The organism is Microbacterium sp. 1.5R (genome assembly GCF_001889265.1).
In the GTDB taxonomy this organism is placed as follows: Bacteria; Actinomycetota; Actinomycetes; order Actinomycetales; family Microbacteriaceae; genus Microbacterium.
In genome coordinates this window covers 1,528,137-1,549,755 of record NZ_CP018151.1, presented here as the reverse complement: position 1 = coordinate 1,549,755, position 21,619 = coordinate 1,528,137, and the positions used below count along the sequence as shown (strand labels likewise).

Sequence of the window (21,619 nt, the reverse complement as noted above, 5' to 3'; positions counted from 1 at the left end):
GCGAGCAGCGGTCACCTGCCGACGCGCAGCGTCGGCAGGCCGAGAGACACCGCCCGCGTGCCGTCGGGCGCCGCAGGCGCCGGCACGGCGCACGATTCCGCCTGGGCGCGATCCCACGCGTCCCCGCCGCGCGTGCGACGGATCTTGAGCGGGGAGCCCGTCGGGTCATCGGCGAGCAGGTGGAACGGAGCCGCATGGGTGATGGTCACCGAGACGACGTCACCGGGCCGGGGAACAGCCGACCCCGGGGTCACCTCGAAGTGCACGAGGCGGTTGTCCTCTCCCCGGCCGGTCAGCCTATGCGTCTCGGCGTCCTTCTTGCCCTCGCCTGTCGAGACGAGGACCTCGACCTCGCGGCCGATCTGCTTCTGGTTCTCTTCGAGCGAGATGCGCTCCTGCAGCGCGATGAGCCGGTTGTAGCGTTCCTGCACGACGGCCTTCGGAACCTGGTCTTCCATGGTCGCCGCCGGTGTGCCCTCGCGGATCGAGTACTGGAAGGTGAAGGCGCTCGAGAAGCGGGCCTGTTCGACCACCCGCATCGTGTCCTCGAAGTCCGCCTCGGTCTCACCGGGGAACCCGACGATGATGTCGGTGGTGATCGCGGCATGCGGAATGCGATCACGGACGCGGTCGAGGATTCCGAGGAACCTCTCACTGCGATAGGAACGACGCATGGACTTGAGGATGCGATCGCTGCCGGACTGCAGCGGCATGTGAAGCTGCGGCATCACAGTGGGAGTCTCAGCCATCGCGTCGATCACGTCGTCGGTGAACGCAGCCGGGTGAGGACTCGTGAAGCGAATGCGCTCGAGTCCTTCGATCTCGCCCGCCGCGCGCAGGAGCTTGCCGAATGCCTGGCGATCGCCGAACTCCACGCCGTAGGAGTTGACGTTCTGTCCGAGCAGGGTGACCTCGATGGCACCGTCCTCCACGAGGAGGCGGATCTCGTTCAGGATGTCACCCGGACGGCGGTCCTTCTCCTTGCCGCGAAGGCTCGGAACGATGCAGAAGGTGCACGTGTTGTTGCATCCGACCGAGATGGACACCCACCCGCTGTGCGCAGAGTCGCGCTTGGTCGGGAGCGTCGAGGGAAACACCTCGAGCGACTCGAGGATCTCCAGCTCGGCGTCACCGTTGTGTCGCGCTCTCTCGAGGAGGCCGGGAAGCGACCCCATGTTGTGCGTGCCGAAGACCACATCGACCCATGGGGCCTTGTCGAGAACGGCTTGCTTGTCCATCTGGGCGAGACAGCCCCCGACGGCGATCTGCATGCCGTCCTTGCGGCGCTTCACCGAAGCGAGCTGGCCGAGGGTCCCGTAGAGCTTGCCCGCGGCATTGTCGCGAACTGCGCACGTGTTGATGATGACGACATCGGCCTCGGCGCCGTCCGTGGCTCGGACGTATCCCGCACTTTCGAGCGAGCCCGAGAGACGTTCGGAATCGTGGACGTTCATCTGGCAGCCGAAGGTGCGGACCTCGTACGAACGCTGGCGCCCGTCACGGTCGATTGCGGCTGACGACGACGCGATGATCGTCGGTTCACTGCGCGGGATAGTCATGATCTCCCCATTGTACGAGCGGTTCCCCCCTCGCTGCCGCTGCCGCTGACCGGCCGGCTACCGGGCAGGTGCGCGCCCTCCCCGGTATCAGTCCGAATCGACGAATCGGACCCGCGACGACGACGAGCCGGAAGATCCCTCGGCGAGGGCCGTCTTCGCAGCCGTCATCGCGATGGAACCGTTGTACCCGCGACGTGATAGCTGACCGACGAGGCGTCTCAGAGCAGTATCCGGGTCAAGACGGGACATCGATCGTGCTTTCGAGCGAGCGTACTCGAGTGCACGCTCCGCGTCGTCGTCGGGAACGTCGCCCAATGCCGTGTCGATCACATCGCGGGGAATCCCCCGCTGCGAGAGCGCTCGCGACAGAGCGACCCGCCCCTGTCCTTTTCGCTCGATTCCCGACATCACGAGCTGATCGGCGAGAACCGCGTCATCGAGGTAGCCACGGCGACAGAAGTCGTCGATCACGTCGTCGATCGATCCGGAGTCGAGCCGGACGCCGTTCTCTTCGTAGCCCCTGAGCACCATCCGCGCCTCGGACAAAGAGAGCGATCGAGCCCTCAGCTTGCGCACGAGAAGCTCCTCGGCGTCGACACGCAGCTTCGACGGATCGACTCCGCTCTCATCTGCTGAGTCTTCGTGCGGCTGCAGTGCACGCAATCGGGGAGCAGACCGAGCCGCAGCGCCACGAGCTGGATGCCGTTCGCTGGGCCCACGAGAGTCGACGAGTGGAGCTGGAGCCGAGTCGCCGGTGGATGCGACTCCTGCCGCCGTCGATTCCACGAGGCCTGCGTCTTCCGCGGCGCGGGGGGTGACTGCATCGGACCCGGCAGTACTTCGATCGACCGGCTTCATCCGCGCGGAATCGCGGCCGAACAGAGGGATGATGGGGGCGAGCTCCTGAGGCTCGCCCCCGCCATCACTCATGGTTCACTCCGGTTGCGCCACAACCGCGAACCATCACGATCATGCCGGGCGGCGCTCGGCGAGCTCGTCAGCAGGTGCCTCGGTGGCTCCTCCGATGCCGAGCTTCTGCTTGATCTGGGTCTCGATCGCCAGCGCGATGTCGGGGTTCTTCAGCAGGAACGTTCGCGCGTTCTCCTTGCCCTGTCCCAGCTGGTCACCGTCATAGGTGTACCAGGACCCGGACTTCTTGACGATGCCGTGCTCCACACCGAAGTCGATCAGGCTGCCCTCACGGGAGATGCCGACGCCGTAGAGGATGTCGAACTCAGCCTGCTTGAACGGCGGAGCCATCTTGTTCTTCACGACCTTGACCCTCGTACGGTTTCCGACTGCGTCGGTGCCGTCCTTCAGAGTCTCGATTCGGCGGATGTCCATTCGGACGGACGCGTAGAACTTCAGCGCCTTTCCACCCGCGGTGGTCTCCGGCGAGCCGAAGAAGACACCGATCTTCTCTCGCAGCTGGTTGATGAAGATCATCGTGGTGTTCGTCTGGTTGAGCCCACCGGTGAGCTTTCGCAGCGCCTGAGACATCAGACGAGCCTGCAGACCCACGTGGGAGTCACCCATCTCGCCCTCGATCTCGGCTCGAGGCACGAGCGCGGCCACGGAGTCGATGACGATCAGGTCGATCGCCCCGGAGCGGACGAGCATGTCCGCGATCTCGAGCGCCTGCTCACCCGTGTCGGGCTGCGAGACGAGAAGGGCGTCGATGTCGACACCGAGCTTCGCGGCGTAGTCAGGGTCGAGCGCGTGCTCGGCGTCGATGAAGGCAGCGATTCCGCCGGCGCGCTGAGCGTTGGCGATCGCGTGGAGGGTGAGCGTCGTCTTACCCGACGACTCAGGACCGTAGATCTCGACGATTCGCCCACGCGGCAGTCCTCCGACGCCGAGGGCGACATCGAGAGCGATGGAACCGGTCGGAATGACGGCGACAGGCGCACGCTCGTCGCTGCCCAGTCTCATGACCGAGCCCTTTCCGAACTGACGATCGATCTGGGCGAGGGCGGTCTCGAGGGACTTCTCGCGGTCAGCGGGTGATGGCATGACGTGCTCCTTATGCTCGCGTGGTGCCGCCTGTAGGCTGTCGCGGTCCTCCCGGCTGGGCGGAACTCTCCGACAAGGCGTATGGCTCTTCGGCTTGTTCTTCACCGTAGGAGGAGCCTCCGACATTGCGTCGTCAGCACCGCGAAACAGGGAGAGAAACGTCTCTGAACCACTTGTGCAGAAGACTACGCCCGTTTCGAACACATATTCGACGACACGCCGTCGCGGCGTGTCGCAAATCGAAACCGCCTCGAACGCGGCCCTCGCCGCGAACGCCTCAGAGGGTCATCGCTTGCGCGGCTCCAGACGACCTGCACCGTGTCGCCGCTCCACGGGGACATCCGTCTCGGCGCACAGCGCCAGCCAGATCTCGCGCGGTGCGACGCCAGCGTCCAGCGCTTCGTCGGCAGTGCGCCCGGCGAGCTGAGTCAGAACGAGGTCGCTGATCAGAGATGACCCGCGACCGCCGAATTCCGCGTCGACTGCGCGGAGGAACTCACTACGTCGCATCAGAGGCTATGAGAGTCCGACGTTCAGTGGAGCGACAGCTCGGGCTCGACAGAAGCCACGAGGTCGTCCGGAACGACATCAGGGAAGACCTGAATACCTTCGAGGACCGAGATCCGGTCGCCGACCTCGCGCATGATGATCGAGATGGGAACATCCAGAGCGTCAGCCACCGAGGCGAGAATCTCACTCGATGCTTCCTTCTGGCCCCGCTCGACCTCGCTGAGATAGCCCAGCGCCACAGAAGCCTTGCTTGCAACCTGCCGGAGCGTCCGCCCCTTCTGCAGGCGGAAGTCCCTCAGCACATCGCCGATTTCCTGTCGTACAAGAATCATCGGAACCTCCTCCCAGATCGCCTTCTCGAGGTCTCCCTCGAAGAGACCGCCAGTCTAGTCCTACCGACCTTCACAAAATCTACCTTCGCACGCTGTGCTTTCGGTGTGAGCACATAGGACATAACGGAGCGCACCCATCCCCTATTCCCGCAGAACCCGAGCGAGCATATCGATCGCCGCATCGACCGCCTGCGCCCGCACCTCGGCACGATCACCGTCGAATCGAAACAACTCGGTCACCGACGAATCCGGCGTCACCACGGCCACATGCACCGTGCCGACCGGCTGACCGTCAGGTGAGTCCGGCCCCGCGATACCCGTGGTCGAGACGCCGACGTCGGCAGGGGCCCCGTCGACGTTCAACGCACCGCGCACCCCCGCCGCCATCTGAAGAGCGACGTCGGGGTGCACGGGACCGTGCGCGTCGAGCAGCGCGTCGTCGACGCCCAGCAGCGTGTGCTTCACCGGAGTGGCGTACGCGACGATCGCTCCGCGGAGGGAGGCCGACGCCCCCGGCACGGAGACGAACTCGGCAGCGAGAGCACCGCCCGTCAACGACTCCGCGACACCGAGCGTCCAGCCACGCTCGACCAGCGCGGCGAGCACGGCCGACGCAGATGTCACGAGGGCTGCCGCGCGCCTCGTACCTGCGCGACGATGTAGTCGATTCCGCTCGCCACGGTGAGGATCAGCACGAGCACCATCAGGATGGCGGTCACGAGCAGCCACGGCTCCAGCCCGATCACGACGTGCAACGGAAGCAGCGCCCAGGACAGGGCCACCGCCTGCACGGCAGTCTTGATCTTGCCCATCCAGGCCGCAGCCACGACGTGCTCCTTCGCGACAATAAGACGGTGGATCGTGATGCCCCACTCCCGGATGAGGATGATGATCACCAGCCACCAGTTCAGCTCGCCCAGTATCGCGAGACCGATGAATCCCGCGCCGGTGAGCAGCTTGTCGGCGATCGGGTCCCAGAGCTTTCCGAAGTCGCTGACGATCTCGTAGCGGCGGGCCAGATAGCCATCGACCCAATCGGTCGAGATCGCGACGATGAAGAGAACGGCGGCGATCCAGCGGACAGCGATGTCGTCGAGTCCGAACGTTCCACCGATCAGCAGGAGGACGAAGAAGATCACCGCGAGCGGTATGCGCGCGACCGTGATCGCGTTGGGAAGCTGCCGTGGAATGGCCATCAGTCGCGTCCCGTCAGTCCCCAGGCGTCTTCGTCGCCATCGTCTTCAGCCTCGACCACAGGAAGTCCCTGGAACTGCGCCTCGACCGGGTCGTGCGGCGTCCCGGCAGCAGTCGCGGCCGAGGAGGGGGCAGGCGGCTTCGGCGGAGTGTCGTCGCCTCGCAGCTTCGCCATGACCTGGGGCAGCTGTTCGGCCGTCGCCAGCACATCGCGCGCCTTCGATCCTTCTGACGGGCCGACGATCTCTCGCGACTCGAGGAGGTCCATCAGGCGACCGGCCTTCGCGAACCCGACGCGGAGCTTGCGCTGCAGCATCGACGTCGACCCGAACTGCGACGACACGATGAGTTCGGCCGCGGCGAGAAGAAGCTCGAGATCGTCGCCGATGTCCTCGTCGACCTCCTTCTTCTTCGTGGGCTCCAGCGCTTCCTGGACGTCGGCGCGGTAGTCCGGACGGGCCTGACGCGTCACGTGCTTGACGACCGCGTCGATCTCCTTCTCATCGACCCACGCACCCTGCAGTCGGAACGGCTTGGACGACCCCATGGGCGAGAACAGCGCATCGCCCTGTCCGATCAGCTTGTCGGCGCCGGGGCTGTCGAGGATCACGCGACTGTCTGTGACGCTCGTGACGGCGAACGCGAGGCGCGAGGGGACATTCGCCTTGATCAGACCGGTCACGACATCGACGCTGGGTCGCTGCGTCGCTAGCACGAGGTGGATACCGGACGCGCGTGCGAGCTGGGTGATGCGGACGATCGAGTCCTCGACGTCGCGCGGGGCGACCATCATCAGGTCCGCCAATTCGTCGACGACGACGAGGAGGTACGGGTAGGGCTTGAGCACGCGTTCGCTTCCCACGGGAAGCTCCACCTCGCCGGCGCGGACGGCACGGTTGAAGTCGTCGATGTGACGGAACCCGAACGACGCGAGGTCGTCGTACCGCATGTCCATCTCCTTCACGACCCACTGCAGCGCTTCCGCCGCCTTCTTGGGGTTCGTGATGATGGGTGTGATCAGGTGCGGCACCCCGGCGTAGCTCGTCAGCTCCACGCGCTTGGGGTCGATCAGGACCATCCGCACATCCGTGGGTCGGGCGCGCATGAGCAGACTCGTGATCATCGAGTTGACGAAGCTCGACTTTCCGGAGCCGGTGGAACCGGCGACAAGCAGGTGAGGCATCTTCGCGAGGTTGGCGATGACGATGTTCCCACCGACGTCCTTTCCGACGCCGATCGTCATCGGGTGGGTGCTCTTGTGCGCTGCCGGAGACCTGAGCACATCGCCGAGCGCGACCATCTCCTTGTCGGCGTTCGGGATCTCGATTCCGATCGCGCTCTTTCCGGGTATCGGCGAGAGGATCCGCACATCGTTCGATGCGACCGCATACGCGAAGTTGTTGCTCAGCTGGAGGATCTTCTCGACCTTGACGCCGTGCCCCACCTCGACCTCGTACTGGGTGACCGTGGGGCCACGCGAGAAACCAGTGACCTTCGCGTCGACCTTGAACTGTGTCAGCACGCTCGTGATCTGCTCGATCACCTTGTCGGTCGCCTCGGAGCGCGCGACCGGTGGAGGCCCTTCGACCAGAAGACCTGGCGACGGCAGCACGTACGGGGCGACGGGGGCCTGGGGGCCTCGCTCCCCCGGCCCGGCCGTGCCGAAGCCGTCGAGACCCGGAAGCTCCGGCATCTCTCCGGTGTCGGACTCGTCGTCTAGCAGTGCGGTGGTCTGCTGCCCTGCCAGGGATTCCGTCACGGACCGCACGTCCGTCAGCACCTCGGTCGCCGCGTCATACGGATCTTCCACGACGACGGCCTGATCGTAAGCCGGAGTCGGCTCGGAGGTCGTCAGCAGCGCGGTGATGTCGTCGGAGCCCAGCGTCCCCTCGTCGGGGTCTTCCTCACGGCCGGTCTTGTTCCGCCGCCACCAGGGAAGGACGTCGGGGTCGTCGACCTTGTCGGACTCGTCGATCGCCGCGGCTTCCTTCGCAGGCTTCTCGGTGCGCTCAGCGTCGAACATCCACGCGTAGAGGTCGCCCAGGCGCTGCCCGATACGGTTCGGCGGAGTCTTGGTCAGGATCAGGATGCTGAGTCCCGCCAGCAGGGCCAGGACGATATAGGCACCCACCGGAGTGAGATACGAGAGCGGCTCACCGATCATCCAGCCGAAGAGACCGCCCGCTTCGCTGAGCGCAGGCATGCCGTCCCGGGGCTGCGCACGAACGAGCAGTCCGGCGGAGTCGACTCGACCCGCTGCGATGTGGCAGAAGCCAGCCAGGGTGAGCACGAAGAGTCCGAAGCCGATGCCGATGCGCCCGTTGTCGTGGACGGACGAGGGATGGCGGAACAGCCACCCTGCCAGCAGCAGCAGCAGCACGGGCATGACGAAAGCCACGCGCCCGACCAGAAGCCCCACCGAGTAGGCGCTGATGTTCGACGCGACCTCGTTGCCGATGAAGAACCATTCGTTGACCGCTCCGGCGATCGCCAGAAGCACCAGCAGGAAGGGGAATCCGTCGCGCCGGTCATCCTTTTCGAGCGTCTCCGGGCCGAATGCCCGGAACAGACCACCGACGCCGTGGGCGAGCCCGTTCCACGCTCGTACCGCCACCGGAGGCTTGTCGATCTCGTCGATGTACTTCTTCGGCGCAGCCTGGGCCTTCGGCGCAGCCTGCCGCTTCGGGCGAGGCGTGGCGCTCTCGGACGCGCGCGCGGACTTCGTGGTACTCCTGGCCATGCTCTCACGTTACGGCCAGAGGCCGACATTCACCCGTAATGACGCGGCATTCCGGCCGGTTCCCGGGCCCGCGAAGGGAGATCAGGACGTGCGATGCACCATCGTGTCACGGAGATCCCCCGCGTCGGTGACCACGAAGCCCTCCGACCGATACAGGGCGTGCGCGAAGTTGTCCCGTTCGACGCTGAGGCTGATCCGAGGGTGCCCCTGCTCGCGCGCGTGGGTGACGAGGCGTCGAAGCAGGGTCCGTCCGACTCCGTGCGCCCGCCAGATCGGCTGCACTCCGATGATGAGCTCGGGCACCGCGGTTCCGACGAAACCGAAGCCTGCGTCGTCCGGTGCGAGCATCCGATACCACGCCGCACCGATGGGTCGCAGATCGGAGTCGAGCGCGATGAAACCGGCATCCGCCGGCCGCATCCACCCCGCGATGTAGCGCCGGTGCTCGACGGCGCTGAGAATCTCATGCCGAGCGCGTGCCCCGCCCGAGCGCCAGTTCGCCGCCTCGACGACCATGTCGCCGAGGAAGCTCCCGTCCGCCTGGTCGGCGGGTCGAATCGAGAAGACGTCCGGCATGGAGTGAGCCTAGGCCGTTCGCGTTACAGCCGAGTGTCGGTCGACTGGGAACCCGCGAACCACCGGGCTCCGATCACGCTTCGATGACCAGCGGGACGATCATCGGACGACGACGGAGCTTCTGGTTGACCCAGCGCCCGATGGTCCGACGGATGACCTGCGAGAGCGCATGCGTGTCGCGCACGCCGTTGCCGGAGGCCTCCTTGAGGGCGGCGATGATCTTCGGGGTGACGTCATCGAAGACGGAATCGTCTTCGGCGATGCCGCGCGCGTGGATTTCCGGACCGGAGATGATGCGACCGGTGGCGGCATCGACCACGACGATCACGGAGACGAAGCCCTCTTCAGCCAGGATCCGACGATCCTTGAGGTCTGCGTCCGTGATCGCGCCGACGGTCGAGCCGTCGACGTACACGAAACCGAGATCGAGCTGGCCGACCACTCGGGCGTCGCCGCCCTTCAGGTCGATGACCGTGCCGTTCGAGGCGATGATCGTGCGCTCGGCCTCGATGCCCGTGTCCTGCGCCAGCTTGGCGTTGGCGATCAGATGGCGGTACTCGCCGTGCACCGGCAGCACGTTCTTGGGTCGCAGGATGTTGTAGCAGTAGATGAGCTCACCCGCTGCAGCATGGCCCGAGACGTGCACCTTGGCGTTCGCCTTGTGCACCACGTTCGCGCCGAGCTTGGTCAGACCGTCGATCACGCGGTACACGGCATTCTCGTTGCCGGGGATGAGGCTCGAGGCCAGGATGACGGTGTCACCCGGTCCGGGCTCGATCGCATGGTCGAGGTTGGCCATGCGACTCAGAACGGCCATGGGCTCGCCCTGCGAGCCGGTGGACATGTAGACGATCTTGTCGTCCGGAAGGTCGCGGGCCTTCTTGTAGTCGATGAGAAGACCGCTCGGCACCTTCAGGTATCCGAGGTCCTCGGCGATCGTCATGTTGCGCAGCATGCTGCGTCCGAGCAGCGCGACCCGTCGGCCGTGCGCATGCGCGGCGTCGAGAACCTGCTGCACGCGGTGCACGTGACTCGAGAAGCTCGCGACGATGACCCGGCGAGGCGCCTTGCCGATGACCTGATCGAGCACGGGGCCGATCGAGCGCTCCGTGGGAGTGAACCCGGGCACGTCGGCGTTCGTCGAGTCGACGAGGAACAGGTCGACCCCTTCCTCGCCGAGGCGGGCGAACGCGCGGAGGTCGGTGATGCGTCCGTCGAGCGGAAGCTGGTCCATCTTGAAGTCGCCGGTCGCCAGCACGAGGCCCGCGGGAGTGCGGATCGCCACGGCGAGTGCGTCCGGGATCGAGTGGTTGACCGCGACGAACTCGAGGTCGAACGGTCCGACCTGCTCCCGCTGGCCCTCCTTCACCGTGAGGGTGTAGGCCTTGATGCGGTGCTCCTTGAGCTTCGCCTCGACCAGCGCGAGCGTGAGGCCCGATCCGATCACGGGGATGTCGCTCTTCAGGCGCAGCAGGTAGGGAACGGCACCGATGTGGTCCTCGTGCCCGTGGGTGAGGACGACTCCGACGATGTCGTCGAGGCGACTCTTGATCGGCTCGAAGTCCGGCAGGATCAGGTCGACTCCGGGCTGGTGCTCCTCCGGGAAGAGCACTCCGCAGTCGACGATCAGGATCTTGCCGTCGAACTCGAAGATGGTCATGTTGCGACCGATCTCACCGAGTCCGCCGAGCGGAGTGACCCGCAGCGTCCCCTCGTCGAGAGCTGCGGGTTCTGCGAGCGGGATGGACATGCTGTCTCCTCAGTCGGACACTCCACGCGTCCGTTCGTTCATGGTGACGCGCCTCGGCGCGTGCGTTCTCAGCGGGTCGTGCCGTGCACCTTCGGCAGCGCGCCGCCCGCGGCCGCGTTGCGGTCGGGGCGGAAGTTGGAGAAGTCTGCTCCCGGAACGTCCCTCACGAGATCGAGCTCGTCCTCGATGAGCGCGGCCTCCCACTCTTCGGGACCCACCAGGGGCAGACGCACGCGGGGGCTGGAGATCCGGCCCAGGCCGTGCAGGATGTACTTCGCGGCGACGGTTCCCGGGACATGCGTCATGACCGCGCGCACGAGCGGCTCGAGCCTCTTGTGCTCTGCCGTGGCCGTCGTCAGATCGCCTCGGTTGACGGCGTCGATGATGGTGCGGTACGGAGCCGCCGCGACGTTGGCGGTCACGCCGATCAGGCCGGTCGCGCCGATGGCGAGATGCGGCAGAACATTCGCGTCGTCTCCCGAGAAGTACATGAGGTCGGTCTGGTTCAGGACGCGGCTCACCTCGGAGAAGTCGCCCTTGGCGTCCTTCACGGCGAGGATGTTCGGGTGCTTGGCGAGGCGCAGGATGGTCTCGTACTTGATCGGCACGCCGGTGCGACCGGGGATGTCGTAGAGGATCACCGGCAGGTCGGTGGCGTCGGCCACCAGGCGGAAATGCGTGAGGATCCCGGCCTGGGTCGGCTTGTTGTAGTACGGCGTGACGATCATGATGGCGTCTGCGCCGGCCTTCTCGCTCGCCTTGTAGAGCTCGATCGCGTGCGCGGTCTCGTTGGATCCACCGCCGGTGATGATCTTGGCGCGTCCGGCCGAGACCGACTTTCCGACCTCGACGAGCTTGAGCTTCTCAGGGTCCGTCAGGGTCGAGGTCTCGCCGGTCGTTCCCGTCACGACGATTCCGTCAGCACCGGCGGTGATGACGTCATCGATGTGCTTCTCGACGGCGGGCCAATCGACTTCGCCGTCGGCCGTCATCGGAGTGACGAGCGCGACGAGAACCTGTCCGAAGGGGTTGCCCGAGTGCGTCATGCCCCCAGCGTATCGGTTCGAATGCCGCTCACCCAGACGAGGGACGGCGGATGACATCTCCCCGGACGATCGCGACCATCATCTTGATTGGGATCCACATAGGCTCGACTCCATGGCATGGGTCACACGCGAATCGTCGACGGTGTACGAGAACCGGTGGATCGAGGTTCGGGAGGACCAGGTCACGGGGCCAGGGGGCGATGGCATCTACGGCGTGGTGACCATGCGGCATCCGGCAGTCTTCGTCGTCGCACTCGATGACGAGGACCGCGTCTGCCTCATCACTCTCGAGCGCTACACGACCGGAGTCTCGATCGAGATTCCTGCCGGAGGAAGCGACGGCGAAGAACCGCTCGCGGCAGCGCAGCGCGAGCTGCTCGAGGAGACGGGCTTCGTCGCCGAGGACTGGACGGAACTCGGAACGATGAACGCCCTGAACGGGATCGCCCACGCCCCCGAGCACGTGTTCCTCGCTCGGGGTCTGACTCCGTCCGACGACTCCACTCGCACGCAGGCGGAGGAGGGCATCGACGCCGTCACCTGGGTACCGTTCTCCGACGTCCTCGGCATGATCTCCGATGGCCGCATCACCGATGGAGAGACCGTGGCGGCGATCGGATACGCCGGTATCCGTCTGGGCAGATTCCGCTGATCTCCTAGCGCCCTCATTCGCGCACGGCGCGCCCGCAGCGGGACGCGGTCGACGTTCAGATCAGACGCGGCCGCGACGTGCGACGCCGGAGGTCAGCGCGCTCGGAAGCAGGGACGCGACAGCGACGATCGCCTTGTAACGCAGCGACGGGATCGAGACGGCCCTTCCGCGCGCCGCGTCACGGAGCGCCTCGCGGACCACATTCCGCGCGTCGAGCCACATGAAGCCGGGAACGCCCTCGTGCCCCGGTTCGAGTCCCATCCGCTCGTGGAAGGTCGTGTGCGTGAAACCCGGGCAGACGGCGGTGACCGTCACTCCGTCGGGTGCGTACTCGACATTCGCCCAGCGGCTGAATCCGATCAACCAGCTCTTGCACGCGGAATACGTGGAGCGCGAGATGAACCCTGCGACGGACGCGACGTTGATGATCCGGCCCCCACGGCCGCGCATCGTCTGAAGCGCCGCGTGCATGAGCCGCATCGACGCCTCGACGTGAACGCGCAGATGGCGCACCTCGTCGTCGATGTCGTTGTCGGCGAACTGCAGCGGGAGGCCGAAGCCTGCATTGTTGATGAGAAGGTCGACCGGATCGGAGGCATCACGGAGACGGTCGGCGACGCGCTCGACATCCTCATCGATCGACAGGTCGGCGGGAAGCACCTCGACCGCGACACCGTGCTCGCTGCGCAACTCGGCCGCCACGACCTCGAGATCGCCGGCGGAACGTGCGACGAGGATCAGATCGGCTCGGCGCCGGGCCAACTGGCGCGCGAACTCTGCGCCGAGGCCGGCGCTCGCTCCGGTGATCAGTGCGGTGGGCATCAGCGCTCGTATCCCAGGAAGCGGAACCGGATGCCGGAGCGCGACGTCTGCCACTCCCCCTCGTTCACGAGCCTCCACCCGGCTTTGGACGGCGCATACGCGTCGCCGGAGACCTCGATGTCGAGCTCGGTGACTTCGAGGCGGTCGGCGTCGGCGATCACCAGGCGGAAGATCTCGGCGCCGCCGATGATCCATACCTTCTCGTGGCCCCGCACCGCGTCCGTGACGGTCGCGGCACGACGGGCGCCGTCCGCGGACCAGTCCTGCTGGCGGGTGATGACGATGTTCTCTCGCCCTGGAAGCGGGCGGAAGCGCTCAGGGAGCGAGTCCCACGTCTTGCGACCCATGATCACGGGAGCGCCGAGGGTGACTTCCTTGAAGTGAGCGAGATCCTCGGGGACGTTCCAGGGCATGCCGCCCTCTGCTCCGATGACGCCGCCGTGCGCCTCTGCCCAGATCAGCCCGACCCAGGTCATACCGCGACCGCCGCCCTGATCGGAGCGTGGTGCTGGTAATCCTCGACGACGAAGTCCTCGTAGTCGTAGTCGAGGATCGACTCGGGCGTCCGGGCGAACCTCAGCGTCGGGTATGGATACGGTTCGCGCGTGAGCTGTTCATTCACCTGGTCGAGGTGATTGTCGTAGATGTGGCAGTCACCCCCGGTCCAGACGAAGTCACCCGGCTCGAGTCCCACCTGCTGGGCGACCATCAACGTCAGCAGGGCGTAGGACGCGATGTTGAACGGGACGCCGAGGAACAGGTCGGCGCTGCGCTGATAGAGCTGGCAGGAGAGCTTGCCGTCCGCCACGTAGAACTGGAACAGGGCGTGACAGGGAGCAAGCGCCATGTCGGGGATGTCCGCCGGGTTCCAGGCAGACACGATGAGTCGCCGGGAGTCGGGCGTCTGCCGGATCTGCTCGATCACCTGAGCGAGCTGATCGATGCTCTCACCCTCCGGCGTCGGCCAGCTGCGCCACTGCACTCCGTAGACCGGACCCAGATCGCCGTCGGCATCCGCCCATTCGTCCCAGATGGTGACGCCATGCTCCTGCAGCCACTTCACATTCGAGTCGCCCCTGAGGAACCAGAGGAGCTCGTAGGCGATCGACTTGAAGTGCACCCGCTTCGTGGTGATGAGCGGGAAGCCCTCGGAGAGATCGAAGCGGATCTGCCGCCCGAAGACGCTGGTGGTGCCGGTTCCTGTTCGATCGGACTTGTGAGTGCCGGACTCCAGCACGTCTCGGAGAAGGTCTTCGTACGGCGTCGGGACGGCTGCGCTCATGTGTGCCAGACTACCCGCCCTGGGGGCTGTCGAGTCGGATCGTCACGATGCGACATATCGGCCCGGGCGGTGCCGGATCGCCCGTATTCTCGACGCATGTCACCCGCCGTCGCCCTTCTCCTCGCCGCAGCGCTGCTCGTGCTCGCCGGCACGATCGGTGTCGTGCTGAGACTTCTCGACGGACGGCGTCGCGGAGGCGGCCATCTGCGCTTCGATCCGAACGACGCGGGCGTGTCGCGCCTGGGCGCGAGAGCGACAGTCGTGCAGTTCAGCACCGAGATGTGCACCCGCTGCCCCCAGGTACGACGCATGCTCAGCAGCTACGTCGCAGAATCGGAGGGCCTGGACCACGTGGAGGTCGACCTGACGCATCGACCGGATCTGTCGGCTCGATACAAGGTCATGCAGACACCGACGACCTTCATCGTCGACGGATCAGGAGCCGTCCGCGCACGCTTCCATGGCGTGCCCCATCGACACGCGCTGAACGACGCGCTGGCAACCGTATGACGAGGACGGAAAGCACATGACGACACCGGCCGGCATCGATCCCCGCGGCCCGCGATTCGCAGCGACGGTCACGACAGTGCTGCTGCTCGTCGCGACATATCTGGCGCTGGTCGGCATCTCGACCGCACGGACCTTCGGCTGGTTCGCCTATCAGCCGCTCGACTCGGCCGACATCGGCTCGGCCACGTGGGCCGTGACGTCGGCGACCCTTGCACAGCGCGCGCTGGACCCGGGGTTCCTCCTCACGATCGTGATCGCCCTGCTGTTCCTGTGGGGCGTCCTGTCACCCGCGACCACACCATGGGGCGTCGTGTTCCGCAGGGTCATCCGTCCGAGACTGGCCGCTCCGACCGAGCTCGAGGATCCGCGTCCACCGCGGTTCGCCCAGGGTGTCGGTCTCGTCGTCGTCACGATCGGTCTCGTGCTGCACCTCGCCGGGGTCCCGTGGGCGCTGCCCATCGCGACCGCCGCCGCTTTCATCGCCGCCTTCCTCAATGCGGCGTTCTCCTTCTGCCTCGGATGCCAGATCTATCTGCTGCTGCAGCGAGCAGGCATCCTCGGTCGCGCGGCGTCGACCGCCTGAGCGCTGTTCCGCCGCACGCCCACGCTCGATAGGCTGGCCGCACACGCGACCCGCATCGAGCAGCGCGCGATACAACGGAGGAATCATGCCCGTCACCAGCGAAGCCACCACCACCTGGACCGGATCCCTCACCGAGGGCTCGGGCACAGTCGCGTTCTCCTCGTCGAAGCTCGGGACCTTCCCGATCAACTGGAAGGCCCGCAGCGAGGGCAGCGACACCACCACCACGCCTGAAGAGCTGATCGCCGCAGCCCACGCGTCGTGTTTCAGCATGGCGCTGTCTCACGCGCTGTCCGAGAACGGCACTCCGCCGGAGCGCGTCAACACCAGCGCGTCCGTCACCTTCAAGCCCGGTGTCGGAATCAGCGGAAGCCACCTCAACGTGAACGCGGTCGTCCCCGGGCTCAGCCCTGAGGAGTTCCAGTCGATCGCTGCCGAGGCGAAGGTCGGCTGCCCCGTATCGCAGGCGCTCGCCGGCATCGAGATCACGCTCGAGGCCACGCTCGCCTGACGTCGGTCATCCGCGAGCGATGCGAATCGCCTCGCGGATGCTGGCGCGAGCGTCCTTGCGGCGGCCAGCGGCATCCTGGACGACGCCGAGTCGGTAGCGCGCGCGCCAGTCCGTCGGCTCCGCATCCGCCTCCCCCGCGTATCTCGCGATGAGCGGGTCGGCGTCGGCACGAGCGATTCGGCCACTCGGCGTCAGCTCGGACTCCGCCGCGGGCATACCGCCCTCGGCATCGAGCTCACGCCCGAGCCGGTCGGCAGCGAACCCGAACTGCATCTCTCGGACGAGCGCCCATGCCCCGATCGGGGCGAGAACGATCAGCGCGATGCCCATGCCGATGGACACCGGTGTGCCGACAGCGAAGAACATCACGGCCAACCAGATGGCGACGGCGAGGTAGACCAGCAGCGCGGCGGCCATCAGGCCGACGCCGATCCGCGACATCACGAGCGGATGCCGATGTCGATCATGCTCTCGAGCCCGACGAAGACGCCGATCGCCTGGGCCGCGAACGGCACCGCGAGACGTATGCCCGGGGCGTAGGCGAGTGCGGGGTCGACCGTGTCATGCGTGAACGTGAGGGACTCACCGGGGCCGGACAGGACGACCTCCTGTTTGGCGATGACGCCGGGACGCCGGAGCGAGTGGATCGGCACGCTGCCGACCTGCTGTCCGCGCGCTCGCTGGTCGGCGTGCGGTGCGCTGACGGGACCCTGTTCGGCGCGTGCGGCGGCGATGAGCTCGGCCGTGCGCACCGCAGTGCCGCTCGGCGAATCCACCTTCGCCTCATGGTGCGCCTCGACGATCTCCGCCGATCCGAAGAACGGCGCGGCTGCTGCGGCCAGAGCCGAACCGAGCACCGATCCCAGCGAGAAGTTCGGGATGAAGACAGCCCCGGTTCCGGCGTTCTCCACCAGAGGACGCACGAGTGCGATCCGCTCGGTGGACCATCCCGACGTGGCGACGAGAATGTTGATCTCGCGCTCGACCGCAGCGCGCACGACGTCGACACTGACCTGAGGCGTGGTCGCGTCGATCACCAGGTCCGCACCGTCGAGCTCGGCGAGGTCGCTACGAGACGTCAGCACGCGCGTCACCTCGAAGCCCTCGAGCTCGTCGATCACCGCACCGATGATCGATCCGAGCTTCCCGGTTCCGCCGACGAGTGCTACCTGGGTGGTCATGCGTTCAGTCTATTTCGCGACCTCGATCCGCCCGGCGCGGCGGGCCGGAACTCGGGGAATCAACGGGGAATCAGACGGGCATCGCATCGGGGATGCCCGTGCGCAGCTCGACCGGGAGGTGCCCGGTGTCGTTGTGAGTGAGGAGCGTCCAGGGCCGGCCCTGTTTCTGGGCGATCACCGTGAGGCCGCAGTGCGCCTGGTTCAAGGTCATCCATCGCCACTCGGGGGCACCGAGGACCTCACGCACGAACCACGAGATCACGAAGTTGTGCGTGATGAGAACCTCGTGCACGTCACCCGGTTTGCGCACCAGGAACTCGTTGACCGCGTCGAACATCTGAGCACGCCCGGCATCGAGCTCCGCCTCGGTCACCGAGCCGAAGAACGGTTCGTAGGCGGCCGGGGTCTCGTCGGTCATCCCCGTGGGCACGCAGTCGAACAGCAGTGCGGTCGGCTCTGGATCGACCGACGGGAGCCGCTCGGCGATCGCACGGGCCGTCTCGTTGGCGCGCAGGAGCGGAGAGTGCCAGACGGCGTCGAGCGGGAGTCCCGAGAGCCGATCTGCGATGAGTTCGGCCTGACGCTGGCCACGCGGCGACAGGGGTCCGTCGGCGAGACCGTGCTCGGCGTCCTGATGTTCACCATGTCTGACCAGATATATGTAATGCGTCACAAACTCGCTCGCTTCATCGACAGCGTCCGCCGGGATTCACTCCACCCTATGCCAGGTCTGTGACAGAGGCGTTACGACGCTCAGTTGCCGGCGCGAGTGAGCTCGGTGACCTGTGCGCGCGACAGCGTGACGCCGGCGCCCTGCATCAGCTCGTCGACGTGCTCGGTCGCGAAGGTGTTGACGATGGGCGCCGCGATGGTCCGCTGCGCGAGCAGCCACGCGATGGACACGGCGGCCACGGGAACCTCGAGTTCGGTCGCGACCTGGTCGAGAGCCCGCAGGATCTTCGTGCCACGCCTGTTGAGATGCCCCCGCAGCTGCTCCCCGCGTACGCCCCGCGAGGTCAGCGCCTTGCTGCGGTGGCGACCGGAGAGGAAACCGTGCTCGAGAGCGTGCGACGGCGTGACCGCGAGGCTCTGCGCACCCGCCACCAGACGCAGGTCCCCTTCGAACGGCTGACGGCGGACGAGGTTGTACGGCGAATCGATGACCTCGATGCGTGGGTACCCGGCCGAGGCGAGGATGCGCGCCTCCACGAGCCGCTCGGGTGCGAAGCCGAATGCGCCGAGTGCGCCGATCTTGCCCGCGTCGACCATCCACTCGACCGTCGCGAGGGTGTCCTCGAGATTCGTCGTGCGGTCGAGCGTCGCGTCGAGGTACAGCACGTCGATGCGCTCGACGCCGAGCCGCGTGAGCGACCCCTCGACAGCGCGGACGAGGTTCACCGAACCGAGACCCGGATTGTCTGCGTGAGCACCGATCCGCACACTCAGCAGGGCGCGGTCGCGTCGCCCTCTGGACTGCAGCCATTGGCCGATGATGTGCTCGCTGCGACCGCCGGAGAATCCGTCGGCGGTGTGGATGGCGTTGCCACCGAATTCCACGTAGCGATCGAGGATTCCATGGCTCGTCTCGAGGTCGACGTTCCAGCCGAACTCCGCCGCACCGAGCATTAGCGGAAAGGTCTCGAGTCCGGTCTCTCCGAGAGGTACGCGGATGGTCTCCCCTATTCCGGGTCCGACGATCGGGATGGGAGCGGACGGGTGCTCTGCGGCGCCCTGCTGCGCGCGATCGGCCGGCGCTCCTGCGCCTACACTGAACAACCGCATATCCTCACCCCCGCGTCAATCGGTGCGTACCGACCTGCGTCACTGCCTGAAATGCACCCCCCGGTGCGTACTTCGAGAGTAGGCGAGATCTGCGAACTCCCCGACCAATACGGGGAACGGCGCAAGAACTTCCCATAACGGTTTGATCACATCGGATACGACGAAGCCCGGACCGTCCGTGAGGACAGCCCGGGCCTCGTGTCGAAGCGCTGGCGATTACTCGGCAGCAGCCTCGTCAGCAGGAGCTGCGTCCGCTGCGGGGGCGTCGTCGAGCACGGGCTCGAGCGACAGCTTGCCGCGGTCGTCGATCTTCGTGATCTTCACGAGGATCTTCTGCCCGACGGACAGGACGTCGTCGACGTTCTCGACGCGCTTGCCACCGGCGAGCTTGCGCACCTCGGTGACGTGCAGCAGGCCGTCCTTGCCGGGCAGCAGCGAGACGAACGCACCGAACGTCGCGATCTTCACGACGGTTCCGAGGAACTGCTCTCCCACCTCCGGGTTGGTCGGGTTCGCGATCGCGTTGACCTGAGCACGGGCAGCCTCGGCCGAGGGGCCGTCGGTCGCGCCGATGTAGACGGTGCCGTCCTCCTCGATGGAGATCTGCGCGCCGGTCTCGTCCTGGATCGCGTTGATCGTCTTGCCCTTCGGGCCGATCAGCTCACCGATCTTGTCGACCGGGATCTGCACGCTGATGACGCGCGGCGCGGTCGGCGCCATCTCGTCGGGAGCGTCGATCGCGGCGTTCAGCACGTTGAGGATGGTCAGACGGGCGTCGCGAGCCTGGGTCAGCGCGCCGGCGAGCACCGACGACGGGATGCCGTCGAGCTTCGTGTCGAGCTGGATGGCCGTGACGAACTCGCTGGTACCGGCGACCTTGAAGTCCATGTCGCCCAGTGCGTCCTCTGCGCCGAGGATGTCGGTGAGGGCCGCGTAGCGCGTCTCTCCGTCGACCTCATCGGAGACGAGTCCCATCGCGATGCCGGCGACGGCTGCGCGCAGAGGCACACCCGCGTTCAGCAGCGACAGGGTCGACGCGCAGACGGAACCCATCGACGTCGAGCCGTTGGAGCTCAGCGCCTCGGAGACCTGACGGATCGCGTAGGGGAACTCCTCGCGGCTGGGCAGCACCGGCACGAGCGCGCGCTCGGCGAGGAAGCCGTGCCCGATCTCGCGACGCTTCGGCGAACCGACCCGGCCGGTCTCACCGGTCGAGTAGGGCGGGAAGTTGTAGTGGTGCATGTAGCGCTTGCTCGTGGTCGGCGACAGCGAGTCGATCTGCTGCTCCATCTTGAGCATGTTCAGCGTGGTGATTCCCATGATCTGGGTCTCGCCGCGCTGGAAGATCGCGGAGCCGTGAACGCGCGGGATGACCTGGACCTCGGCGTCGAGCGGACGGATGTCGGCCAGGCCGCGGCCGTCCATGCGCACGCTCTCGGTGAGGATGCGGCCGCGGACGATCTTCTTCGTGACGGACTTGTACGCTGCGGAGAACTCGATCGGGGCTCCAGCGGGCAGGTTGCCTGCTTCGACCGCTTCGATGAGCTGCGCCCTGACGCGGTCCTTGACCTCGTCGTCCTTGCCCTGACGCTCCTGCTTGTCGGCGATCTGGTAGACGTTCACCAGGTCGTCGTAGGAGCGCTCGGCCACGAAGTCGTAGACCTCGCTGGAGTACGGCGGGAAGACCGGGTACACACCCGGCTCCTTCGACGCGCTGGCGGCGAGCTCGGCCTGAGCCTTGACGAGCTGAGCGATGAAGGGCTTCGATGCCTCGAGGCCCTGCGCGACGACAGCCTCGTCGGGCTTGGTGGCGCCGGCCTTGATGAGGTTCCAGCTGCCCTCGGTGGCCTCAGCCTCGACCATCATGATCGCGACATCTTCGGTGCCGTCGGACTTGGTGACGACGCGACCGGCGACGATCAGGTCGAACACGGCCTCGCTGACCTGCTCAGCCGTCGGGAACGCGACCCACTGGTCCGCGTGCTCGCCGTGGCCGGGGATGAACGCGAGGCGCACACCGGCGACGGGACCCGAGAACGGGAGACCCGAGATCTGCGTCGACGCGGAAGCCGCGTTGATCGCGAGGGCGTCGTAGAACTCGCCCGGGGCGATCGACAGGACGGTGATGACGATCTGGACCTCGTTGCGCAGGCCGTCGACGAACGACGGACGCAGCGGACGGTCGATCAGACGGCAGACGAGGATCGCCTCGGTCGAGGGACGTCCCTCACGACGGAAGAACGAGCCGGGGATCTTGCCTGCTGCGTACGAACGCTCTTCGACGTCGACCGTCAGCGGGAAGAAGTCGAAGCCCTCGCGCGGGTGCTTGCCTGCGCTGGTGGCCGAGAGGAGCATGGTCTCGCCGTCGAGGTACGCGGCGACTGCGCCCTGAGCCTGCTGCGCGAGGCGGCCGGTCTCGAAGCGGATGGTGCGGGTGCCGAAGCGGCCGTTGTCGAGAACGGCCTCGGTGGCGGTGATTTCAGGACCTTCCAAGAGGTCTCTCCTTCTTTGTTTAGACTCGCGAGTCCGTGTGACGCGCGAGCGCATTCATGAAGGAGCGGATTCAGCCGGATACG

General features: G+C 66.5%; 23 protein-coding genes. 4 read left to right on the top strand and 19 right to left on the bottom strand.

The features are described from left to right. Positions 1-11: 11 nt before the first annotated feature. From miaB to dapA, 11 genes are all read right to left on the bottom strand, one after another. On the bottom strand, positions 12-1,559 hold the full coding sequence (gene miaB / locus BMW26_RS07210) for a tRNA (N6-isopentenyl adenosine(37)-C2)-methylthiotransferase MiaB (protein ID WP_072591155.1): 1,548 nt from the start codon (positions 1,557-1,559) through the stop codon (positions 12-14). 87 nt (positions 1,560-1,646) lie between these two features. Beyond that, positions 1,647-2,222: a regulatory protein RecX gene (locus BMW26_RS07205; protein WP_232224547.1), complete on the bottom strand. Its 576-nt coding sequence runs from the start codon at positions 2,220-2,222 to the stop codon at positions 1,647-1,649. 306 nt (positions 2,223-2,528) lie between these two features. After that, positions 2,529-3,572 (bottom strand): recombinase RecA, encoded by a 1,044-nt coding sequence (gene recA / locus BMW26_RS07200; protein WP_053095836.1) that lies wholly within the window; start codon positions 3,570-3,572, stop codon positions 2,529-2,531. A 285-nt stretch (positions 3,573-3,857) separates the two neighbouring features. Next, entirely contained in the window at positions 3,858-4,082 is a 225-nt protein-coding gene (locus BMW26_RS07195) for a DUF3046 domain-containing protein (protein ID WP_072591153.1), read from the bottom strand. 23 nt (positions 4,083-4,105) lie between these two features. Then, positions 4,106-4,414 carry a helix-turn-helix domain-containing protein gene (locus tag BMW26_RS07190; protein ID WP_042541772.1) on the bottom strand — a complete coding sequence of 103 codons (309 nt, stop codon included), beginning with the start codon at positions 4,412-4,414 and terminating at the stop codon, positions 4,106-4,108. Positions 4,415-4,555: 141 nt separating this feature from the next. After that, positions 4,556-5,038, bottom strand: coding sequence for a CinA family protein (locus BMW26_RS07185; RefSeq protein WP_072591152.1), 483 nt, complete (start codon positions 5,036-5,038; stop codon positions 4,556-4,558). Further along, complete coding sequence (gene pgsA / locus BMW26_RS07180) at positions 5,035-5,610, bottom strand: CDP-diacylglycerol--glycerol-3-phosphate 3-phosphatidyltransferase (protein ID WP_072591151.1); 576 nt, start codon at positions 5,608-5,610, stop codon at positions 5,035-5,037. Before pgsA ends, BMW26_RS07185 begins: the two co-directional genes overlap by 4 nt. After that, positions 5,610-8,348 carry an FtsK/SpoIIIE family DNA translocase gene (locus BMW26_RS07175; protein ID WP_056278509.1) on the bottom strand — a complete coding sequence of 913 codons (2,739 nt, stop codon included), beginning with the start codon at positions 8,346-8,348 and terminating at the stop codon, positions 5,610-5,612. The genes pgsA and BMW26_RS07175 overlap by 1 nt, the downstream gene beginning before the upstream one ends. A gap of 81 nt (positions 8,349-8,429) precedes the next feature. Beyond that, the gene (locus BMW26_RS07170; RefSeq protein WP_056278507.1) at positions 8,430-8,924 is read right to left on the bottom strand and encodes a GNAT family N-acetyltransferase; all 495 of its coding nucleotides are present in this window, start codon (positions 8,922-8,924) and stop codon (positions 8,430-8,432) included. A gap of 73 nt (positions 8,925-8,997) precedes the next feature. Next, entirely contained in the window at positions 8,998-10,674 is a 1,677-nt protein-coding gene (locus tag BMW26_RS07165; RefSeq protein WP_053095830.1) for a ribonuclease J, read from the bottom strand. Between the two features lie 68 nt (positions 10,675-10,742). Then, positions 10,743-11,720, bottom strand: a complete 978-nt coding sequence (dapA, locus tag BMW26_RS07160; protein WP_053095829.1) for a 4-hydroxy-tetrahydrodipicolinate synthase — start codon at positions 11,718-11,720, stop codon at positions 10,743-10,745. Positions 11,721-11,832: 112 nt separating this feature from the next. Between dapA and BMW26_RS07155 the strand changes: the two genes are divergently transcribed. Next, complete coding sequence (locus BMW26_RS07155; protein WP_072591150.1) at positions 11,833-12,372, top strand: NUDIX domain-containing protein; 540 nt, start codon at positions 11,833-11,835, stop codon at positions 12,370-12,372. Positions 12,373-12,432: 60 nt separating this feature from the next. Here BMW26_RS07155 and BMW26_RS07150 read toward each other — a convergent pair whose 3' ends face one another. From BMW26_RS07150 to BMW26_RS07140, 3 genes are read right to left on the bottom strand one after another with little or no spacing between them, the layout of a single operon-like run. Next, entirely contained in the window at positions 12,433-13,194 is a 762-nt protein-coding gene (locus BMW26_RS07150) for an SDR family NAD(P)-dependent oxidoreductase (RefSeq protein ID WP_056278502.1), read from the bottom strand. Continuing rightward, entirely contained in the window at positions 13,194-13,670 is a 477-nt protein-coding gene (locus BMW26_RS07145; RefSeq protein ID WP_053095826.1) for a dihydrofolate reductase, read from the bottom strand. Before BMW26_RS07145 ends, BMW26_RS07150 begins: the two co-directional genes overlap by 1 nt. After that, on the bottom strand, positions 13,667-14,476 hold the full coding sequence (locus BMW26_RS07140) for a thymidylate synthase (RefSeq protein WP_072591149.1): 810 nt from the start codon (positions 14,474-14,476) through the stop codon (positions 13,667-13,669). Before BMW26_RS07140 ends, BMW26_RS07145 begins: the two co-directional genes overlap by 4 nt. Before the next feature lie 96 nt (positions 14,477-14,572). On the opposite strand from BMW26_RS07140, the gene BMW26_RS07135 reads away from it, so the two are divergent. The 3 genes from BMW26_RS07135 to BMW26_RS07125 all read left to right on the top strand — a co-directional run bounded on the left by BMW26_RS07135 (position 14,573) and on the right by BMW26_RS07125 (position 16,080). Beyond that, positions 14,573-14,986 (top strand): thioredoxin family protein, encoded by a 414-nt coding sequence (locus tag BMW26_RS07135; RefSeq protein WP_053095824.1) that lies wholly within the window; start codon positions 14,573-14,575, stop codon positions 14,984-14,986. A 16-nt stretch (positions 14,987-15,002) separates the two neighbouring features. Next, entirely contained in the window at positions 15,003-15,569 is a 567-nt protein-coding gene (locus tag BMW26_RS07130) for a DUF4395 domain-containing protein (protein ID WP_072591148.1), read from the top strand. A gap of 85 nt (positions 15,570-15,654) precedes the next feature. Beyond that, on the top strand, positions 15,655-16,080 hold the full coding sequence (locus BMW26_RS07125) for an OsmC family peroxiredoxin (RefSeq protein WP_056278497.1): 426 nt from the start codon (positions 15,655-15,657) through the stop codon (positions 16,078-16,080). 6 nt (positions 16,081-16,086) lie between these two features. On the opposite strand, the gene BMW26_RS07120 is transcribed toward BMW26_RS07125, so the two are convergent. The 5 genes from BMW26_RS07120 to BMW26_RS07100 all read right to left on the bottom strand — a co-directional run bounded on the left by BMW26_RS07120 (position 16,087) and on the right by BMW26_RS07100 (position 21,536). Then, on the bottom strand, positions 16,087-16,521 hold the full coding sequence (locus BMW26_RS07120) for a hypothetical protein (protein ID WP_083569321.1): 435 nt from the start codon (positions 16,519-16,521) through the stop codon (positions 16,087-16,089). Continuing rightward, the gene (gene dapB / locus BMW26_RS07115) at positions 16,521-17,261 is read right to left on the bottom strand and encodes a 4-hydroxy-tetrahydrodipicolinate reductase (protein WP_053095820.1); all 741 of its coding nucleotides are present in this window, start codon (positions 17,259-17,261) and stop codon (positions 16,521-16,523) included. The genes BMW26_RS07120 and dapB overlap by 1 nt, the downstream gene beginning before the upstream one ends. A gap of 70 nt (positions 17,262-17,331) precedes the next feature. After that, positions 17,332-17,934, bottom strand: coding sequence for a histidine phosphatase family protein (locus tag BMW26_RS07110; protein WP_053095819.1), 603 nt, complete (start codon positions 17,932-17,934; stop codon positions 17,332-17,334). Between the two features lie 80 nt (positions 17,935-18,014). Next, a complete protein-coding gene (locus BMW26_RS07105) occupies positions 18,015-19,043 on the bottom strand; it encodes an aldo/keto reductase (RefSeq protein ID WP_053095818.1) in 1,029 nt (342 codons plus the stop codon). Positions 19,044-19,259: 216 nt separating this feature from the next. Continuing rightward, positions 19,260-21,536 carry a polyribonucleotide nucleotidyltransferase gene (locus tag BMW26_RS07100; RefSeq protein WP_053095817.1) on the bottom strand — a complete coding sequence of 759 codons (2,277 nt, stop codon included), beginning with the start codon at positions 21,534-21,536 and terminating at the stop codon, positions 19,260-19,262. Positions 21,537-21,619 lie beyond the last annotated feature (83 nt).

What these genes read in the sequence shown, in the direction of transcription:
- BMW26_RS07195 (WP_072591153.1), bottom strand. Translation starts at nt 4,082, where the DNA reads ATGCGACGTAGTGAGTTCCTCCGCGCAGTCGACGCGGAATTCGGCGGT.
- pgsA (WP_072591151.1), bottom strand. Translation starts at nt 5,610, where the DNA reads ATGGCCATTCCACGGCAGCTTCCCAACGCGATCACGGTCGCGCGCATA.
- BMW26_RS07175 (WP_056278509.1), bottom strand. Translation starts at nt 8,348, where the DNA reads ATGGCCAGGAGTACCACGAAGTCCGCGCGCGCGTCCGAGAGCGCCACG.
- BMW26_RS07130 (WP_072591148.1), top strand. Translation starts at nt 15,003, where the DNA reads ATGACGACACCGGCCGGCATCGATCCCCGCGGCCCGCGATTCGCAGCG.
- BMW26_RS07140 (WP_072591149.1), bottom strand. Translation starts at nt 14,476, where the DNA reads ATGAGCGCAGCCGTCCCGACGCCGTACGAAGACCTTCTCCGAGACGTG.
- BMW26_RS07190 (WP_042541772.1), bottom strand. Translation starts at nt 4,414, where the DNA reads ATGATTCTTGTACGACAGGAAATCGGCGATGTGCTGAGGGACTTCCGC.
- miaB (WP_072591155.1), bottom strand. Translation starts at nt 1,559, where the DNA reads ATGACTATCCCGCGCAGTGAACCGACGATCATCGCGTCGTCGTCAGCC.
- BMW26_RS07125 (WP_056278497.1), top strand. Translation starts at nt 15,655, where the DNA reads ATGCCCGTCACCAGCGAAGCCACCACCACCTGGACCGGATCCCTCACC.
- dapA (WP_053095829.1), bottom strand. Translation starts at nt 11,720, where the DNA reads ATGACGCACTCGGGCAACCCCTTCGGACAGGTTCTCGTCGCGCTCGTC.
- BMW26_RS07145 (WP_053095826.1), bottom strand. Translation starts at nt 13,670, where the DNA reads ATGACCTGGGTCGGGCTGATCTGGGCAGAGGCGCACGGCGGCGTCATC.
- BMW26_RS07155 (WP_072591150.1), top strand. Translation starts at nt 11,833, where the DNA reads ATGGCATGGGTCACACGCGAATCGTCGACGGTGTACGAGAACCGGTGG.
- BMW26_RS07135 (WP_053095824.1), top strand. Translation starts at nt 14,573, where the DNA reads ATGTCACCCGCCGTCGCCCTTCTCCTCGCCGCAGCGCTGCTCGTGCTC.
- dapB (WP_053095820.1), bottom strand. Translation starts at nt 17,261, where the DNA reads ATGACCACCCAGGTAGCACTCGTCGGCGGAACCGGGAAGCTCGGATCG.
- BMW26_RS07105 (WP_053095818.1), bottom strand. Translation starts at nt 19,043, where the DNA reads ATGCGGTTGTTCAGTGTAGGCGCAGGAGCGCCGGCCGATCGCGCGCAG.
- BMW26_RS07120 (WP_083569321.1), bottom strand. Translation starts at nt 16,521, where the DNA reads ATGTCGCGGATCGGCGTCGGCCTGATGGCCGCCGCGCTGCTGGTCTAC.
- BMW26_RS07150 (WP_056278502.1), bottom strand. Translation starts at nt 13,194, where the DNA reads ATGCCCACCGCACTGATCACCGGAGCGAGCGCCGGCCTCGGCGCAGAG.
- BMW26_RS07170 (WP_056278507.1), bottom strand. Translation starts at nt 8,924, where the DNA reads ATGCCGGACGTCTTCTCGATTCGACCCGCCGACCAGGCGGACGGGAGC.
- recA (WP_053095836.1), bottom strand. Translation starts at nt 3,572, where the DNA reads ATGCCATCACCCGCTGACCGCGAGAAGTCCCTCGAGACCGCCCTCGCC.
- BMW26_RS07165 (WP_053095830.1), bottom strand. Translation starts at nt 10,674, where the DNA reads ATGTCCATCCCGCTCGCAGAACCCGCAGCTCTCGACGAGGGGACGCTG.